The organism is Amycolatopsis sp. lyj-112, from assembly GCF_046549055.1.
Taxonomy (GTDB): Bacteria; Actinomycetota; Actinomycetes; order Mycobacteriales; family Pseudonocardiaceae; genus Amycolatopsis.
Map to the genome: position 1 here is coordinate 96,456 of NZ_JAJPWS010000020.1, position 16,856 is coordinate 113,311.

General features: G+C 66.2%; 14 protein-coding genes. 11 read left to right on the top strand and 3 right to left on the bottom strand.

Features of this window, described 5'->3' with window-relative positions:
- Positions 1-40 precede the first annotated feature (40 nt).
- The gene (gene leuS / locus ACLJRL_RS38385; RefSeq protein ID WP_410661304.1) at positions 41-2,896 is read left to right on the top strand and encodes a leucine--tRNA ligase; all 2,856 of its coding nucleotides are present in this window, start codon (positions 41-43) and stop codon (positions 2,894-2,896) included.
- A gap of 107 nt (positions 2,897-3,003) precedes the next feature.
- The gene (locus tag ACLJRL_RS38390) at positions 3,004-3,741 is read left to right on the top strand and encodes a 3-oxoacyl-ACP reductase family protein (protein WP_410661305.1); all 738 of its coding nucleotides are present in this window, start codon (positions 3,004-3,006) and stop codon (positions 3,739-3,741) included.
- Here the strand turns inward: ACLJRL_RS38390 and ACLJRL_RS38395 are convergent.
- Positions 3,738-4,454, bottom strand: coding sequence for a TetR/AcrR family transcriptional regulator (locus ACLJRL_RS38395; RefSeq protein ID WP_410661306.1), 717 nt, complete (start codon positions 4,452-4,454; stop codon positions 3,738-3,740). The genes ACLJRL_RS38390 and ACLJRL_RS38395 overlap by 4 nt on opposite strands.
- A 55-nt stretch (positions 4,455-4,509) precedes the next feature.
- Positions 4,510-4,881, bottom strand: a complete 372-nt coding sequence (locus ACLJRL_RS38400) for a hypothetical protein (protein ID WP_410661307.1) — start codon at positions 4,879-4,881, stop codon at positions 4,510-4,512.
- Positions 4,882-5,072: 191 nt separating this feature from the next.
- Here ACLJRL_RS38400 and ACLJRL_RS38405 point away from each other — a divergent pair, with 191 nt between their 5' ends.
- The 9 genes from ACLJRL_RS38405 (at position 5,073) to ACLJRL_RS38445 (ending at position 16,123) form a co-directional block, all read left to right on the top strand.
- Entirely contained in the window at positions 5,073-5,636 is a 564-nt protein-coding gene (locus tag ACLJRL_RS38405) for a YbaB/EbfC family nucleoid-associated protein (protein ID WP_410661308.1), read from the top strand.
- Positions 5,637-5,662: 26 nt separating this feature from the next.
- The gene (locus ACLJRL_RS38410) at positions 5,663-5,995 is read left to right on the top strand and encodes a hypothetical protein (RefSeq protein ID WP_410661309.1); all 333 of its coding nucleotides are present in this window, start codon (positions 5,663-5,665) and stop codon (positions 5,993-5,995) included.
- Positions 5,988-7,091: a WXG100 family type VII secretion target gene (locus ACLJRL_RS38415; RefSeq protein WP_410661310.1), complete on the top strand. Its 1,104-nt coding sequence runs from the start codon at positions 5,988-5,990 to the stop codon at positions 7,089-7,091. The genes ACLJRL_RS38410 and ACLJRL_RS38415 overlap by 8 nt, the downstream gene beginning before the upstream one ends.
- A complete protein-coding gene (locus ACLJRL_RS38420; RefSeq protein WP_410661311.1) occupies positions 7,091-8,788 on the top strand; it encodes a DUF6346 domain-containing protein in 1,698 nt (565 codons plus the stop codon). Before ACLJRL_RS38415 ends, ACLJRL_RS38420 begins: the two co-directional genes overlap by 1 nt.
- Before the next feature lie 76 nt (positions 8,789-8,864).
- Positions 8,865-10,442 (top strand): DUF6346 domain-containing protein, encoded by a 1,578-nt coding sequence (locus tag ACLJRL_RS38425; protein ID WP_410661312.1) that lies wholly within the window; start codon positions 8,865-8,867, stop codon positions 10,440-10,442.
- Positions 10,443-10,470: 28 nt separating this feature from the next.
- On the top strand, positions 10,471-11,610 hold the full coding sequence (locus ACLJRL_RS38430) for a hypothetical protein (protein WP_410661313.1): 1,140 nt from the start codon (positions 10,471-10,473) through the stop codon (positions 11,608-11,610).
- Positions 11,611-12,027: 417 nt separating this feature from the next.
- On the top strand, positions 12,028-12,888 hold the full coding sequence (locus ACLJRL_RS38435) for a ribokinase (protein WP_410661314.1): 861 nt from the start codon (positions 12,028-12,030) through the stop codon (positions 12,886-12,888).
- 68 nt (positions 12,889-12,956) lie between these two features.
- A complete protein-coding gene (ptsP, locus tag ACLJRL_RS38440; protein ID WP_410661315.1) occupies positions 12,957-14,591 on the top strand; it encodes a phosphoenolpyruvate--protein phosphotransferase in 1,635 nt (544 codons plus the stop codon).
- Positions 14,592-14,704: 113 nt separating this feature from the next.
- On the top strand, positions 14,705-16,123 hold the full coding sequence (locus tag ACLJRL_RS38445; RefSeq protein WP_410661316.1) for an MFS transporter: 1,419 nt from the start codon (positions 14,705-14,707) through the stop codon (positions 16,121-16,123).
- Here the strand turns inward: ACLJRL_RS38445 and ACLJRL_RS38450 are convergent.
- On the bottom strand, positions 16,120-16,797 hold the full coding sequence (locus tag ACLJRL_RS38450) for a DUF1707 domain-containing protein (RefSeq protein WP_410661317.1): 678 nt from the start codon (positions 16,795-16,797) through the stop codon (positions 16,120-16,122). The genes ACLJRL_RS38445 and ACLJRL_RS38450 overlap by 4 nt on opposite strands.
- Between the last annotated feature and the right edge of the window lie 59 nt (positions 16,798-16,856).

Genomic DNA, 16,856 nt, shown 5'->3' on the forward strand with positions numbered 1-16,856 from the left:
TGTTTCTGGAGTGGCTTGACGAGCACGGAGGATTTCGGCGATGAACCAGGCGAGCGAAGCGCCCAGCGGCGCCGACGCGGCCCCCCAGCACCGCTACACGGCGGAACTGGCTGGCCAGATCGAGCAGCGGTGGCAGGACTACTGGTCCGACCACGGCACCTACCACGCGCCGAACCCGGTCGGCCCGCTCGCGGACGAGAGCGGCGAGGTCCCCTCGGACAAGCTGTTCGTCCAGGACATGTTCCCGTATCCGTCGGGCGCCGGTCTGCACGTCGGGCACCCGCTGGGCTTCATCGCGACCGACGTCTTCGCGCGGTACCACCGGATGATCGGCCGGAACGTGCTGCACACGATGGGCTTCGACGCGTTCGGCCTGCCCGCCGAGCAGTACGCGGTCCAGACCGGGCAGCACCCGCGCAAGACCACCGAAGAGAACATGCAGACCTATCTGCGCCAGATCCGGCGCCTGGGCCTGGGCCACGACGAGCGCCGCCGGATTTCCACGATCGACCCGGACTACTACAAGTGGACCCAGTGGATCTTCCTGCAGATCTTCAACTCCTGGTACGACGAGAAGGCTGGTAAGGCCCGCCCGATCATCGAACTGGAGACCGAGTACGCGCAGGACAAACGCAGTACGCCGGACGGCCGCAACTGGTGCGAGCTGACCCGCGCCGAGCAGCTGAAGATCATCGACACGCACCGCCTGGTCTACCTCTCCGAGGCGCCGGTGAACTGGTGCCCGGGGCTGGGCACGGTGCTGTCGAACGAAGAGGTCACCTCCGACGGCCGCAGTGAACGCGGCAACTTCCCGGTGTTCCGCCGCAGCCTGCGTCAGTGGATGATGCGCATCACCTCCTACGCCGACCGCCTGGTCGACGACCTGGACCTGCTGGACTGGCCGGAAAAGGTCAAGTCCATGCAGCGCAACTGGATCGGCCGTTCGCACGGTGCGCGCGTCTCGTTCGAGTCCGGCGAGCAGAAGATCGAGGTCTTCACCACCCGCCCGGACACCCTGTTCGGCGCCACGTACCTGGTGGTCGCGCCCGAGCACCCGCTGGTCGACGCACTGACCGCCGCGACGTGGCCGGAAGGCGTCGACGCGCGCTGGACCGGCGAGGCCGCCAACCCGGCCGAAGCCATCACCGCCTACCGCGCCGCCGCGGCACGGAAGTCCGAATTGGACCGTCAGGAGAACAAGGAGAAGACCGGCGTCTTCACCGGCTCCTACGCGGTGAACCCGGCCGACGGCAAGGAGATCCCGGTCTTCGTCGCCGACTACGTCCTGATGGGCTACGGCACCGGCGCGATCATGGCCGTCCCCGGCCAGGACACCCGCGACTGGGAGTTCGCCGAGAAGTTCGGCCTGGAGATCATCCGCACCGTCCAGCCGACGGAAGGCTTCGAAGGCAAGGCGTTCACCGGCGACGGTCCGGCGATCAACTCTGGCTTCTTGGACGGAATGGGCGTCGTCGAAGCCAAGAAGACGACCATCGGCTGGCTGGAAGAGAACGGCCACGGCCGCGGCACCGTCCAGTACAAGCTGCGCGACTGGCTGTTCTCGCGCCAGCGCTACTGGGGCGAGCCGTTCCCGGTGGTCTACGACGAGGACGGCCAGATCCACGCGCTGCCGGACAGCATGCTGCCGGTCGAACTGCCCGAGGTCGCCGACTATTCGCCGGTGACCTTCGACCCGGAGGACAAGGACAGCACGCCGTCCTCGCCGCTGGCGCGCGCCACCGACTGGGTCGAGGTCGAACTGGATCTGGGCGACGGCAAGAAGACCTACCGCCGCGACATCAACACGATGCCGAACTGGGCGGGTTCCTGCTGGTACCAGCTGCGGTACCTGGACCCGACCAATCCCGACGTGTTCGTCGCGCCGGAGAACGAGGCCTACTGGGTCGGCCCGCGTCCCGCCGAGCACGGCGTCGACGACCCGGGTGGCACGGATCTGTACGTCGGCGGTGTCGAGCACGCGGTGCTGCACCTGCTGTACTCGCGGTTCTGGCACAAGGTGCTGTTCGACCTGGGCCACGTGTCTTCCGGCGAGCCGTACCGGAAGCTGTTCAACCAGGGCTACGTCCAGGCCTACGCCTACACCGACGCCCGCGGCGTCTACGTGCAGGCCGATCAGGTCGAGGAGCGCGAAGGCAAGTTCTTCTTCGGCGACGAAGAGGTCACGCAGGAATACGGCAAAATGGGCAAGAGCCTGAAGAATGTCGTGACCCCTGACCAGATGGCCACCGACTACGGCGCGGACACCTTCCGCTTCTACGAGATGTCGATGGGCCCGCTGGACGTCTCGCGGCCGTGGGCGACCAAGGACGTCGTCGGCGCGCAGCGGTTCCTGCAGCGGCTGTGGCGGCTGGTCGTCGACGAGGAGTCCGGCGAACTGCGGGTGTCCACTCATGCCGCCACCGACGCGGATCGCAAGCAGCTGCACAAGACGATCGCCGGTGTCCGCGAGGACTACGCGGAACTGCGGTTCAACACGGCCGGCGCGAAGCTGATCGAGCTGAACAACCACGTCACCAAGACCTACGGCTCGGCCGAGGCGACTCCGCGTGAACTGGTTGAGGGTCTGGTGCTGATGCTGGCGCCGCTGGCCCCCCACATCGCCGAGGAGCTGTGGAAGCGCCTGGGGCACGCGGATTCCCTGGTGCAGGGGCCGTTCCCGGTCGTCGACGAGAAGTACCTGGTCGAAGACACCGTGGAGTACCCGATCCAGGTCAACGGCAAGGTGCGCTCGCGCGTCACCGTGCCCGCGGACGCGGACAAGGACGCCGTGCAGGCGGCCGCGCTGGCCGACGAGAAGGTCGCGGCGCTGGTCGGCGACGGCACGCCGCGCAAGGTGATCGTCGTCCCCGGGCGTTTGGTCAACATCGTCCTGTAGACGCGATGGCTGCTGTAACACCAAGACCGAATTGCGCCAGCGTCGAGGGTCATGAGGCGATTCGATGGAGTTGTTCAAGGACAACGAAATCGAACGGAGAACACCGCATGACCCTCGACGGCAAGGTGGCTTTGGTGACCGGCGGCAGCCGCGGAATCGGTGCCGCCACCGCGATCCGGCTCGCCGAGGACGGCGCAGACGTCGCACTCACCTATCAGAACAACGCCGAACTCGCGGCCGGCGTCGTGGACAAGATCAAGGCACTCGGCCGCCGCGCACTGGCCGTCCAGGCCGATAGTGCCGACGCCGCGGCGATTTCGTCGGCGGTGGAGACGGCGGTCGCCGAATTCGGCAGGCTCGACGTGCTGGTCAACAACGCGGGCGTCGGCTTCGTCGGCCCGCTCGACCAGACGAGCGTGGAAGACATCGACCGGGTGCTCGCGGTGAACGTCCGCGGTGTCTACGTGGCCACGCAGGCCGCGGCACGGCACCTCGGCGACGGCGGGCGCGTGATCACCATCGGCAGCTGCGTGTCCGATCGTGTGCCCGGACCGGGGATGTCGCTGTACGCGGTGAGCAAGACCGCGCTGCTGGGCCTGACCAAGGGCCTGGCAAGGGAACTGGGCCCGCGCGGCATCACCGTCAACATCGTGCACCCCGGCCCGACCGACACCGACATGAACCCGGCCGACGGCCCGTACGCCGCTGACCAGCGAAGCATGACGGTGTTCGACCGCTACGGCTCGCCGGCGGAGGTCGCGGCGACCGTGTCGTTCCTGGCACGGCCGGAAAGCAAGTACGTGACCGCGACGACCGTCTCGGTCGACGGCGGGCACGCGGCCTAGCCCGTGGTCAGGCCGATCTCGCCGGCGAGATCGGCCAGCATCGCGTCGAAGAGGACGTCCGGTTTCGAGAACGGGATCGGATAGTTGCCGAAGACCTCGAGCGTGACGTGCCCGTAGAGCCGGGCCCAGAACTGGATCATCAGGTACGTCACGCCGAGGTCGAGCTTCTCCAGCGGGAAAGTCGCACCGGATTCCTTGAGTACGGCCAGCAGCTCGGCCTGGAACGAGGTGAGGTCGTCGCGCAGCTCGGCCGGGACCACGTCGTCCGACGGGGTCACCAGGTCGTGCATCGCGAGCACGCGTCCCGCCGCGGCGAGGAAGATCCGCCCGAACGGCTCGTCCAACCGGCTTCCCCCCAGCGTCGCCGGTGAGGCGAAGACCAGCGTGAACTCCTTGGTGTGCGCCAGCGCCCAGCGCCGGAACCCCTTACAGATGGCGAAAAGCTGAAGCGCGCCCTCGGACGGGAGTTGCGCGATGTCCTCGGCCAGCTCGGCCGCGAGATCCGCGACGACGTCGGATCGCAGATGTTCGACAAGATCGTCACGAGAGCCGTAATAGCGGTACAACGCCGGTGCGGTGATGCCGAGCTCGCGTGCGATCGCCCGCAAGGTCACGGCCTCCGGGCCCTGCTCGACCAGGAGCGCCCTCGCCGTCCGGCGGATGTCCTGATCGGTCGCAGCCCGCTCGCGACCCCTGCGGCTGGGGTTGCTCATCCAGGCATTCTAGGTGGTCAGTACGGCAGGCCCGGAAGAAACGCGGATGCCGGCATCAACTCAAAAGGCGGGCCTGGAGCCGGGTGAGCGGCCGGAGCGCGAGGAAGATCGGAACGGCCATGCCGAGCGCGACGAAGAAGTGCACGATCCACGCCCCCACCAGCGTCGGCCCGCCCCACGTGCCCTCCGGACCACTCCCCGACCAGAACAGCCCGTAGGTCGCGATCCGCCCGACGAGGTAGAAGAGCAGCAACGCGAGAAGGAACGCGACCGCACTCGGACCGAAGGCCGCCACGAACCGCGGCCGGGCCTCGCTCGTCCGCCCGAGCCAACGTCGCGCGAGACCACGCTGGGCCTTGGCGCCGCCGACGTAGCCGGGGAGCGCGAGAAGCGCGTAGACCGCGCGTTTCCAGTCCGAAATCGTCATGATCAGTACGGTATGGACAGCTGACCTGCGCAGACAGCGGGCTGACCGCCGACCCAAGGTAGGGAAAACCGGGGGTCGTTGTGGTGATCCACACGACCGGGTCGCGGATGCACCGGAAACGTTCCCCGACGTCAGACCGGTATGCCACACTCGGTCGCCGAATGGCTACTGACGTGAACGGGGAGGTTCGCGTGTCGAACCCTGAGCAGCTCTTCGCTGATTTCGAGGCCAAGCTGGCCGACGCGCAGCGCAAGGCGAACCAGATGCGGACCGAGATCGAAGGCGTCTCCGTGTCCGAACGCAGCAAGGACGGCCAGATCTCGGTCAAGGTCAACCACGCGGGCAACCTCGTGGACCTGGAGATCGGTCCGTCCGTACGGGACAATCCGGCGCTCGCCCAGGAGATCCTCCGCGTCGTCCAAAGCGCGCAGAGCAAACTCGCCGGCGCGATGCAGACCGGTGTCCCGTCGATCGCGGGCACCGAAACGATGAACGAGCTGGTCAGCCAGCTGCACACCGAGTACCCGGAGCCCGAGCCGACCGGCTACGTCGAAGGCGGCCACCAGGAAGCGGACGAGGACGACCGCTTCGTCACCGAAGACGAACTCGATGCGCCTCCGCCGCGGCCCGCTCCCGCTCCTAAGCCGCCGGTTCCTCCCGCGCCGCCCGCTTCGCCCGCGCCGCCGCGTGCCGCGCGCCGGCAGCAGACGGACCACGAGGACGACTACTTCACCGGTGGCGACTTCCTGCGCTGAGCAGGTTCTTGAGGGGAGGGATTCACATGCCGGGAGATCAGGGCTTCGACGTCGATCCGGTCCAGATCGACAGTCACGCCAAACAGGTCGAGAAGACCTTGGAACTGCTTCAGACCGCATTGGAGGCAGACCGAAGCAGCCGGATCAAGTCCGAAGACTTCGGTCTCATCGGGGACCTGGTCCAGCTGGACGCGTGGTGCAACAACACCGCCGACAAGGCGGCCGAGGCACTGAGACTGGCCGTTGAAGCCGGGAACTATCACGTGGATGCCGTACGTAGCTGGGCGCAAGCTCGAAGGGTCGACGAGGAAACTGCGGTGGCCCTGGTCAACCGGGCCGGGGAGGTGCGTCATGGCTGACGGTTCGAACCAGATCCTCGACGATGCCAAGAAGGAAACAGATTCCGAAAAGAACAAAGTAGACAGCGCCCTTGAAGGCGCCGGGGCGATCCAGGACCTCGCCGGCGGTATCGAAAAGCTGGTCCAGGGTGACTGGACCGAAGGGCTGCTGAGTCTCGGCAGTGCAGGTGTCGATGTCGGGATGATCGCAGCGGGCGGAAACCCCTTCGAGTCGTTGCTGAGCTGGGGATTCGGCTGGGTCATCGAACATGTCGACTTTCTCAAGGACCCCCTCGACTATGTGACCGGGGATCAGGACGCGCTGGACCTCGAAGCGCAGAAGTGGACCGCCATCAGCAAAGAGGTCCAGAAGATGGCGGAGGAGCTGACGGACGAGGTTCGCAAGAACTGCATGTCCTGGGAAGGCCCGGCCGCCGACGCCTATCGCCAGTACGTTCAGGAACAGCTCGACAGCTATCGAGCGCTTTCCGATGCTGCGGCCAGCGCAGGATCCGTGGTCGAGATCTGCAAGATGATCCTCGACGTCGTGCGCACCCTGATCCGCGACCTCATCACGGATACGCTCGCCAAGATTATCTTCATTCTCCTTCGCTACCCGCCTCCTGGATACCCGGGTGCGCTGGCCGGTGAAGGTGTTCCCTTCGCGGTCCGGCAGGCGACGAAGGCCATGGGGCAGGTCAAGCGGCTCATGAAGGCGTTCAGCAACGCAAAACAGATTCTCGGCCAATTGGGTGAGCTGTTGCAGGGGCTGGCGAAGAACTTCGGCAAGTATGCGAAGGCGGCGGGCAAGGCGATCGGGGGGTACGCCGCGAATGTCGGTAAGGATCTCGGGCATGTTGCCAAAGATGTCCTCCCGGGCCTTGGCGGCGCGGTCGTCAAGGAGTCGGTGAAGGGGCTTCTCGATCTTGGTGTGTCAAGCGAGAACAACGAAAGTGATCTCGACAAGCGCCGTGACCGGACGAACACCACGATCGACCCGAAGGACGCCGGTGTCGTCGGCAAGCGCGCCGACACCGGTGACCCCGCGGGCAGGGAAGCCAAGGTAGAGCCGGTCTTCGATCGGCCTGGCGGGCGACGGATCTCAGGCTCCCTCTAGTGGCGATCGGGATCAAGAAGGAAGTCATCGGGGCTGGGGCGTGGTTGGTCGCGGCAGTGGTGCTTCCGCTCGTCGCCGTCGTGCTCTTTGGCGTGTGCCTCACGATGTTCCGGCTGGCGGGTGCTCCGGAGGTCAACATCGGGCCGACCCGGGTTGGCGAGAGTTCGGCGGTGATCAAGTCCTGCGATCGGCGCGGGCCGGTTTCTTCTGAAGGGTTCGGTTATTTTTGGGAGTGCGACGCTGAGGTCGCTGTGAACGGGCACTCGGTCGGCACGGTCAAATTCGATCCCGACGAGCTGACTCCGGCAGATGCGGCGGAAAGAGTCGGAGTCCAGCGAAGCGGCGACAGCTGGAGACGTGACGTCAGCCATCCTTATCGCCTTCTGCATGTCGCCGGTCTGGCGATCGTGGCGGTCGACTTCATTGTCGCGCTCGCCGCTCTGGTTCCCCTTCTCGGGCTGGTTCTCCTGCTCATCGCTCAGTTCCGCCGAAAACCGGCAAGCGACGAGGCAGCGAACAGCGATGCGCCGAAAAGTTGGACTTCAGTCGAATTCATGACGCCTGGAACCTCGAAGCGCCGTACTCCGATACTTACTGCGGTGCTCGGGCTCAGCGGCGTGTTCTTGCTTGCGGTCGGCGGTTGGATGCTCTACATCAACGCACAGCTGAGCGCTGACGTATGGGGTGGTGCGGCAGCCTCGACGATCATCCTGTTCGGACTGGTATCTCTGATCGCCGCTGGTTGGTGGGCATTCGCGCCAGAGAGGCCGGGCGACATTCGAACGATCGAGCTCACAGAAGCAGGGATCAAGCAGAGCAGCGATTCAGAAGAGTCGACTCTGCCATGGGAAGCCCTCCGTTCGGTCGTATTCGACGACCGTGGACGGCCCGGTCGGATCAGCGCACATCTGACGTTGGTCGACGACGCCTCAAAGGAGAAGCTCCTCAAGGAGTACAGACGTCCCTCGAAGCACGGAGTTCTGCTGACCCCGGAGATCACGAGGGAACAGGCAGAGCTGGCGTCGGAGGCGATCGAAGGTTTCTGTCCTGGCTTGGCGCACTGGCGCTCGCGCGAACTCGCACGCAGTGGTTTCGGGCCCGGCAAGAATTCCGGCCCGCGTTTGGTCCGATGGAAGGACGGAGCGACCGCAGCAAGTGAGGCGGTAGCCGACGTCACGCGACCAGATGAGCCGGTCAGGATTCGAGCTGGGCGGATGCCAGGGGCAAGAATCCTTGGCTTCGCTGGGCTTTACGCCCTGATCGTCCTGCTGTTCGCCCTTCGTCAGTTCGCCGATTCCATCCCCCTGTGGCTGTCGCCGGGCATTACGCTTGTGGCCATTTCCTGGGGAGTCATGCTTCACAAGACTCGATTCCGCGGAACTCCCGGCGTGTTCGAGTTGGACGAAGATTCTCTGACCTGGTTCGAGCGGGACAGGCCAGCGAGACATGTCATACCGCGCGAAATCCCGCCGGTCGATGTTCTCCTCGAGAGCATCCAGCAGATCCGGTTGGAAAGTCTTCGACCCGAGCACGGCCGGAAGTACGTCAAGGTTTCGGTACGCCGTGACGGCGCCCAGTCAGTTCTCGCAGAGAAGGTCACGACTGCTGCGGCGTCGCGTCTGGCCGAGACGCTGACGTCACGATCCGACTTCGCCGGCAGTGTTGTGCCCGATCCGGCAACCGCGCAGGGTGGCTGACTTGACCATTGACCGAGTCTCCTTTCAGGAAGACCCCCAAGGGCATCACCGCATGGACGGTCGCCGCGGAGGCAACATGAAGGTAGCCGCCAGACCCCTTGTCGCCTGTGCTGCGGCTTGGTTCCTGCTCGTCTTGGTCGTGATCGGCGTGATGACGCTGCTCCGGTTGTCCGGTGCTCCCATCACCACAGACGGCTATGACTCGGTCGGTGCAGAGGCCAGTGCGACTGTCACCGAGTGCGAGCGGCATGGACCGCTTTCCGGCTTCGGCGCCGGCTACTACTGGGAATGCGCTGCTGAGGTCAAGCCGAGTGCGGGAGACCGGACACGGCTGATCGAGTTTAGTTCTGACGAGCTAACGCCTGCGGACAATGGAAAAACAGTGCTCGTCAAGTATGCCGATCGTGAGTGGCAACGAAACGTCGCGCACCCCTATCTTTTCATGCGCCCTATCGTCCCCATGGCGATCGCACTCCTCGGGGCGATCGGTTACGTCATCGGCTACAAGACCGTCCTCAGCTGGTTTGTTCCATTGATGAGGCGGGAAACAAGAAGCTCCCAGGCTGCCATGAGGTCGGTCGACCTGCCGGTCGACCTGAAACTGCCGGTTCCTGAAGGCGGAAACCGTCCCGGCATGTTCGCGGCTTTCGCCGTCCTCACTGCCGCAGCCCTCGCCTTCCTTGGGTTGGCCGGGGCGATGGCCATCGCCGCGTTCCGGTTGATGCCGGGAAACTGGCCTGTTTACGTTGTCGCGCTTCCGTTCGCGCTGTTGGGAGCCTGGATGCTCAAGGCGATCCCTTCGGCGCGCCGAAGGGTCCGGACTGCGCACGGGGCAACGAACATTCCTGCGCGGTTGACCTCTCGAGGTTTCGTGCAGACCGCACGAGACGGCTCACCGCGTCGGATCCACTGGTCGAAGATCGAACGCTTCGTCTTCGTGGAGCGGTCGGATGCCTTGGTCGAGGTCCATCTCGCCGTGGTGAACGAAGAGGCGGCTGACGGCCTGGCCGAACCGTTCCGTGCTCCTTCCGAACACGGATATCTCCTCACTCCTTTCCTGCCGCTTCAAGAAGCAGAGCACTTGTCCGCAGTGGTCGAGAACTTCAAGCCAGGGCTGACGAGATGGCCGACTCGCGAAGTCACCAGAGGCGGGCTCGGCTTGCTCAGGCCGGTCAAGAGCACGGTTGTCAGGCTGAGGCGGAAGGCCGGGACAACCACTCAGGTAGACACTCGGGTTTCCTCAAGCCGGCCATCGGCGTTCCGTGTCTTGCTGATGCTGACGGCCTGCGTTCTGGTGATCTGGTCCTTGTCCATCGGCGCATCGGGCGGGACGTCCATGAATCTGTTCATCATCTCCGCGCTGATGGTGGTCTACCTCGCCGTGTCCGTGTATCGGGGCCGGCGCGGAACTTTCGTGGTTCGCGGTGATTCCCTGGCCTGGCGCGAAACCGGGAAGAACGAGGTCTTCGTCGACCTCGCGAGCATCGACGGCATCGTCGTGAAGCCGTCGACTCCCGGCAATGGCAGGTGGTACTACGCCCTGCACGTACGTCCTCGCGCGGGCGACGAGTATCAGCTTGTCGACAAGGTCGGCAGGCCTGCAGTGAAGCGGGTTCTGCGTGCGGCTGGGCACGACCTTGTTCTTGAGACCTGATGGATCGTCAGCCCTGAGAGGAACCTTGATGGCCGACGATCGGCTGGTGATCTCGCGAACGCCAGGGGTCATCGGTCACCTGGTGCTGGTCGTTCTGTTCGGCACATTGACCGTGGTCATGGCCTTCGCGATGTTCGGCGACTACCAGCTGGCGGTCCGTATCGTCGGCGGGGTTCTCTGCGCGGTGTTCATCTATTGCGCAACCATCGAGTTACGCAACTTCCGCACCCCTCCTCCTTCTGATGAGCTGATTTTCGAGGTGACCGGAATCACTCGCATCACGGGTGGTGTGGTGGCATGGATCGCGCGGTGGGAGGACATCGAGAAGGTCTTCTTGAGCCTCAAGTTCCGTGAGTACTCCCGTCTGAACCGTGGCTCGGATCAGTTCACGCTGGTGCTTCGCCCTGGGGCGAGTTTCGATGCCCAAGCCGCAGGATTGGCCCGAGAACCTGACGGCGATCTCCAGGTATCGGACATCGCTCTCAGGCCTCGTGACGCCGAGCAGATGTTGCCTCTTCTCGTCAGGCACGTCGATGTAGCGATCGAGGATGACAACACTGCTGTGCCGACGGTTCCGGACGAACCGGTGGTGACCTCCGCCCGCGAGGCAGCACTCGACGTCGTGGACGATGTGGTGAAGATTCATGTCAACGGCTGGGACAAGCGCAAGATGTGGGCCTTTCGGTTTTCGTGTCTGATGATCGAAGTGTGTGGCCTGGTAATCGTCGCGACCACGGCTGGCACTGCGATGCGCGTGTACGCGTTAGCGGTGCTCTTCGCGCTCTTTGTAGTGACCATCTTGGTCGAAGGGATGGAAGGCGCGACGCACGAGAAGAAACAAAAGGTCGTGCTTGAGCTTGGGCCTCGAGGTTTCTATTTCCGGACGTACGGCACCTTCGTAGGGGCGTGGTGGCATGAGATCGAAGCCGTCCGGTGGGGAGTGGACCATGGCTCCACGTACCTGGACTTCCTGCCCGGCTCGGACATGTTCCCGCTTCGGCATCCGCGTCTTGCCAAGTTGACCAGGCAGAACCCGTACGACGACGAGTCCGAGAGTCTCAGTGGCGGCTGGTACCGGTTGGCGAGACCGTTCACGGTGAATGCGCGGCGCGAGTTCGAGACCAGCATGCGGAAGTCCGAACGTGTGGAGTTCCGGGAAACGGTCTGATCGCCCGTTGCCGCACGAAGAGGTGGTCTGGCGAACCTATGGGTCGGTTTCAAGCCTCGTGAGCGGTAATGATGGTTCTAACCGTCATTACCGCTCACGAGGCAAGACGCGACGAACCGGGCGCCGCCGACGCCGATCACTCGGGGGGCTACGTGATCGACGCCGGCGACCCGATGCCCTGCACCGGCTTTCGCCGGGTTGGGGCAACGTCACCGCGTGAACGCGGCAACGCACCTGAAGAGCGGGCACGATCGCCGAAGTGACGTCCGGGGGAAGGTTATCCCCCGAAAGAGTGACGGCGTTCCGCTGCTCGCATGATTGTCGCACTACGCGCCAGGAAAGTTACAAAGTTCTTCACATCTTCGCCCTGGGAAGGGAGATGACCGGACAACTTCCGGTCATGGCATGGTCTCCTCCATGACTTCTCAGGTACTGGTCATCGGCTCCGCCAACGCTGATCTGGTCGTCCCGGTCGACCGGAGGCCTGGTGGTGGCGAAACCGTACTCGGTGGCGACACGGTCTTGTCGCCGGGTGGCAAAGGAGCCAACACCGCGGTCGCCGCGGCGCGGCTCGGGGCCGACGTCGCCCTGCTCGGCGCGGTCGGCGACGACCCCTACGGCGAGCTGTTGAAACGGTCGCTGACCGAGTCCGGTGTCGGCACGGCGACGCTGCGCACGAGCGAGCGGCCCACTGGCATCGCGTACATCACCGTCACTCCCGACGGCGAGAACTCGATTCTCGTCTCGCCGGGCGCCAATTCCAGTCTGCGTCCCGAGGACATCGACCTCGACGGCGCCGAAATCGTGGTGCTGTCGCTGGAGATTCCACTCGAGACGGTTGAACACGCGGTGGCGAAGGCGGCCGAGGCCGGGGTTCGAACGCTGCTGAATCTTTCGCCTGCGGCCGAGCTTTCGAAGAAGACGCTTCAGTGGCTCGACGTTCTCCTGGTCAACGAGCACGAAGCGGCCTTCCTTCTTGGCGACGACGCCGAGTTCTCCCAGTTGCTCGATCTCGGCCCGAAGGCCGCTGTCGTGACGCTGGGCGCGAAGGGTGCGGCAGTGGTGACCTCGGACGGGGTCACCGAGGTGTCGTCGCCGAAGGTCGAGGCCATCGACACCACGGGTGCTGGTGACGCGTTCGCGGGCGCGCTCGCTGCTTCGCTCGCGAAGGGCGAGGAACTGGCCGACGCGGCGCGTAAGGCGGTGAAGGTCGCGGCGATCACCGTGACGCGCCAGGGCGCCCAGCCTTCGTACCCGACGGCGGCTGAGCTGGAATGATGCTCTCTTCTGTGTTGTGCTGTCCGGTATGAGCCAGGTCACGCCCCCTATGAGATATGGTCTAGACCATGCCGTCTGAGTCACTGACCGGGGTCGCCGTCAGTCCCGGCCGCGCGAGCGGTCCTGTCGTCCGGGTCGCCGAGCCGCTCGGCGAGCCCGCGAGCACGCCCGCCCCAGCCGATCCGGCCGCCGAGGCCTCCCGGATCGCCCCGGCCGCGCAGATCGTGGCGGCCAGGCTCGAAAAGCTGGCCGAGATCGCGACCGGCGAGGCCGCGACGATCCTCATCACCACCGCGGCGATGGCGGCCGACCCGGCGCTGGTCTCCTCGGCCGAGCAGCTCGTCAAAACCCAGAATCTGCCGGCTCCTCGTGCGGTGTACCAGGCGGCCGAGAAATTCGCCGAGGCGCTGATCGCCGCCGGTGGGTACATGGCCGAACGCGCCCGCGACGTCCGAGACGTGCGCGACAGGCTTGTCGCCGAACTGCTCGGCATCGCGCCTCCGGGTGTGCCCGATCTGGAGTCGCCGAGTGTTCTGGTCGCGCGCGACCTCGCACCGGCCGACACCGCCGGGCTGAACCCGGACCAGGTGCTCGCTCTCGTCACCGAAGAGGGCGGCCCCACCAGCCACACCGCGATCCTCGCCCGCGCGCTCGGCATCCCGGCCGTCGTCGCCGTCCGAGGAGTGCTCGCCCTCGACGCGCAAGCGCTTGCGGTGGACGGTGACACCGGCGTCGTCGAGGTCGCCGACCCGAACGCCGCCGTGGTCACGGCCGCCAAGGCCGGCGCCATCGAGTGGGACGGCACCGGCGCGACCGCCGACGGCCACCGGGTGAAGGTGCTCGGCAACGTCGGTTCCGCGACGGACGCCCAGGCCGCGGCCGAGGCGGGTGCCGAAGGCGTCGGTCTGTTCCGCACCGAGTTCTGCTACCTCGACGCCTCCGCCGAACCGACCGTCGAAGAGCAGCGCAAGGCCTACACCGCCGTGCTCTCGCCGTTCCGTGGCAAGCCGGTGATCGTCCGGACCCTCGACGCGGGTGCCGACAAGCCGCTCGCCTTCCTTTCGCCCGAGGTCGAGCCCAACCCGGCGCTCGGCGTACGCGGCCTTCGCGTCGCGTTCGACCGGCCCGAGGTGCTCGACCGTCAGCTCGAGGCGATCGCGGGTGCCGCGCAGGACTCCGGCGCCGAGGTTTCGGTCATGGCGCCGATGGTCGCCACCGTCGAAGAGGCCGCCTGGTTCGCCGAGCGCGTGCGTGCCGCCGGGATCGCCCGTGCGGGCGTGATGATCGAGGTGCCGGCCGCCGCGCTGACCGCCCGCGAGATCCTCGACGCGGTCGACTTCGTCTCCGTCGGCACCAACGACCTCGCGCAGTACACCTTCGCCGCGGATCGCCAGCTCGGCGCGGTCGCCAAGCTCAACGACCCGTGGCAGCCCGGGCTGCTGCGCCTGCTCAAGGTCATCGGCCAGGCCGCGAAGGACACCGGCAAGCCCGCCGGTGTCTGCGGTGAGGCCGCCGCCGACCCGCGGCTCGCGCTCGTCCTGGCCGGTCTCGGCCTGACCAGCCTCTCGATGAACGCGCCCGCGGTGCGCGCGGTCGGCGCGAGCCTGGCCGCCACGACGCTGACCGAATGCGAGGCGCTCGCCGAGGCCGCGCTGGCCACGGCGACCCCCGCGGCGGCAAGGCAAGCCGCCGCGAAGCGATAGCAAAGGTCCCTTGCTCCCCCGATCCGGAAAATCGGATCGGGGGGCATGTCGAAATCCGGTCCACCGCTTCGACGCATTGGTGAAAGCAGTCGAAGCGACGGAAGGACCGGACCATGACGACCACCGAGACCCCGACACGGGCAGGACGCCGGGAGTGGGTCGGGCTGGCCGTACTGGCCCTCCCCGCCTTTCTGGTCTCCCTCGACGTCTTCGTGCTGATCCTCGCGCTGCCGAAGCTCACCCAGAGCCTCGGCGCCGACAGCACCCAGCAGCTGTGGATCATGGACGTCTACGGCTTCATGATCGCCGGGTTCATGGTCACCATGGGCACCCTCGGCGATCGCATCGGCCGCCGGAAACTGCTGCTCATCGGCGCGGTGGCGTTCGGCCTCGCGTCGGTGCTCGCGGCGTTCTCCACCAGCGCGCTGATGCTGATCGCAGCCCGCGCGATCCTCGGCATCGCCGGTGCGACGCTGGCGCCGTCGACGCTCGCCCTGATCAGCAACCTGTTCACCGACGCCCGCCAGCGTTCGCTCGCGATCGGCATCTGGGCGGGCTGCTTCACCGTCGGCGCGATCGTCGGGCCGATGGTCGGCGGCGTGATGCTGGAACACTTCTGGTGGGGCTCGGTCTTCCTGCTCGGCGTCCCCGCGATGGTGCTGCTGCTCGTCGTCGGACCCAGGTTCCTGCCCGAATTCCGCAACGAGAACGCCGGCCGCCTCGATCTGCCGAGTGTCGCGTTGTCCCTGGTCACGATCCTGCCCGCGGTCTACGGCATCAAGGAACTCGCTCGTGAAGGCGTCCACCTGATCCCGGTGGCCTCGCTGCTGATCGGACTCGGCTTCGGAGCGGTGTTCGTGCGGCGCCAGCGTGTCCTCGAAGACCCGCTGATCGACCTGAAGCTGTTCCGCAGCCGCGCGTTTTCGACGGCGCTGGGCGGGATGTGCGCGTTCACCATGCTGGGCGGCACGACCATGCTGTTCGTGGCGCAGTTCTTCCAGATCGTGCTGGAGCTTTCGCCGGTCGGCGCCGCGCTGGCGCTGCTGCCGGGCATGGTCGCCTCGACCGTCAGCTTCCTGTCCGCCCCGATCCTCGCCCGCCGGTTCCGCCCCGCGACCCTGATCGCCACCGGGCTGGCCGGCGCGATCGCCGGGTTCCTGCTGCTGACCCAGGTCGACGCCGGAGCCGGTCCGGTGATCCCGTCGATCGCCTTCGCGATCACCTGCCTGTGCGGCGGCCCGCTGGTCACCCTGGGCACGGACCTGATCGTCGGTTCCGTGCCGCCGGAGAAGGCCGGTTCGGCGGCTTCGCTTTCGCAGACCGGCAACGAGTTCGGGTATGCGCTGGGCATCGCGACCGTCGGGACGCTGGGCAACGCCGTCACCCGCGCCCAGCTCGCCGACGCGGTCCCTGCGCCCGACGCCTTCGCCAGCGGGATGCACGCGGTGTCCGGGCTGGCCGCGCTGGTGCTGGCCGGAGTCGTGTACTTCGTGCTGAAGCACCTCCGGCACATCAGCCCAGTAGGCGCCTAGCCGAAGAAGCCCCGACGCGGGTATTTGATGATCAAGGCCCCTCCGTGCACGCGCCCGGTGATGACGAACCGGGGCGTGCCGGGGCGGCCGTTCGATTGCGTCCGGTCGTCGAGGCTGCCGAATTTGATCTCGGTGATCGAGTTGGTGTCGACGGCGCCGCTCTCGGGGATGGTGATCTCCACCGGGCCCCATTTGGCGTGCAGGTCGATATGCACCACCGGGTGGCGGATGTCGGCCTGCGAGAAGTCCAGCTTCGTGGCCCCGTACTTGTTCCGGACCACCAGCGACTGCGGTACCAGCCAGTGGCCGTTGCGCTGCAACGCCGAGTACTGGCCCCTGAGCTCCATGACCTCACCGGACGGCGCGCCGTAGTACTGCTGCTGTTGCTGGTGTTGCGGCGGCGCCCAAGGGTCCTGCTGCTGCTGTCGGGGCACCATCGCCGCTTCGGGGTGCACCAGCCCGGGCAGATCCGTGAGCACCGCGTTCAGCTCACCGCGGTTCTTCGAGGCGAGGGCGCGGTCGGTCCGCTCGGTGAACTCGTCGAGGTTCAGCATCCCGAGGCCGATCGCCTTCTGCAGCACTTCGACGACGTGTTCGCGTTCCGCGTCGGAGACCCGGATGTCGCGCCCGGTCAACGGCTTGGTTTCGGTCGTCGGCTGCTCTTCCTCGCCCATGCTGTGAATGGTAGAACCGGATCTCACGCGCGAGATCGGGGAAAAACCCTGAACAGACC

What these genes read in the sequence shown, in the direction of transcription:
- ACLJRL_RS38435 (WP_410661314.1), top strand. Translation starts at nt 12,028, where the DNA reads ATGACTTCTCAGGTACTGGTCATCGGCTCCGCCAACGCTGATCTGGTC.
- ACLJRL_RS38415 (WP_410661310.1), top strand. Translation starts at nt 5,988, where the DNA reads ATGGCTGACGGTTCGAACCAGATCCTCGACGATGCCAAGAAGGAAACA.
- leuS (WP_410661304.1), top strand. Translation starts at nt 41, where the DNA reads ATGAACCAGGCGAGCGAAGCGCCCAGCGGCGCCGACGCGGCCCCCCAG.
- ptsP (WP_410661315.1), top strand. Translation starts at nt 12,957, where the DNA reads ATGCCGTCTGAGTCACTGACCGGGGTCGCCGTCAGTCCCGGCCGCGCG.
- ACLJRL_RS38425 (WP_410661312.1), top strand. Translation starts at nt 8,865, where the DNA reads ATGAAGGTAGCCGCCAGACCCCTTGTCGCCTGTGCTGCGGCTTGGTTC.
- ACLJRL_RS38430 (WP_410661313.1), top strand. Translation starts at nt 10,471, where the DNA reads ATGGCCGACGATCGGCTGGTGATCTCGCGAACGCCAGGGGTCATCGGT.
- ACLJRL_RS38395 (WP_410661306.1), bottom strand. Translation starts at nt 4,454, where the DNA reads ATGAGCAACCCCAGCCGCAGGGGTCGCGAGCGGGCTGCGACCGATCAG.
- ACLJRL_RS38400 (WP_410661307.1), bottom strand. Translation starts at nt 4,881, where the DNA reads ATGACGATTTCGGACTGGAAACGCGCGGTCTACGCGCTTCTCGCGCTC.
- ACLJRL_RS38450 (WP_410661317.1), bottom strand. Translation starts at nt 16,797, where the DNA reads ATGGGCGAGGAAGAGCAGCCGACGACCGAAACCAAGCCGTTGACCGGG.
- ACLJRL_RS38410 (WP_410661309.1), top strand. Translation starts at nt 5,663, where the DNA reads ATGCCGGGAGATCAGGGCTTCGACGTCGATCCGGTCCAGATCGACAGT.
- ACLJRL_RS38445 (WP_410661316.1), top strand. Translation starts at nt 14,705, where the DNA reads ATGACGACCACCGAGACCCCGACACGGGCAGGACGCCGGGAGTGGGTC.
- ACLJRL_RS38390 (WP_410661305.1), top strand. Translation starts at nt 3,004, where the DNA reads ATGACCCTCGACGGCAAGGTGGCTTTGGTGACCGGCGGCAGCCGCGGA.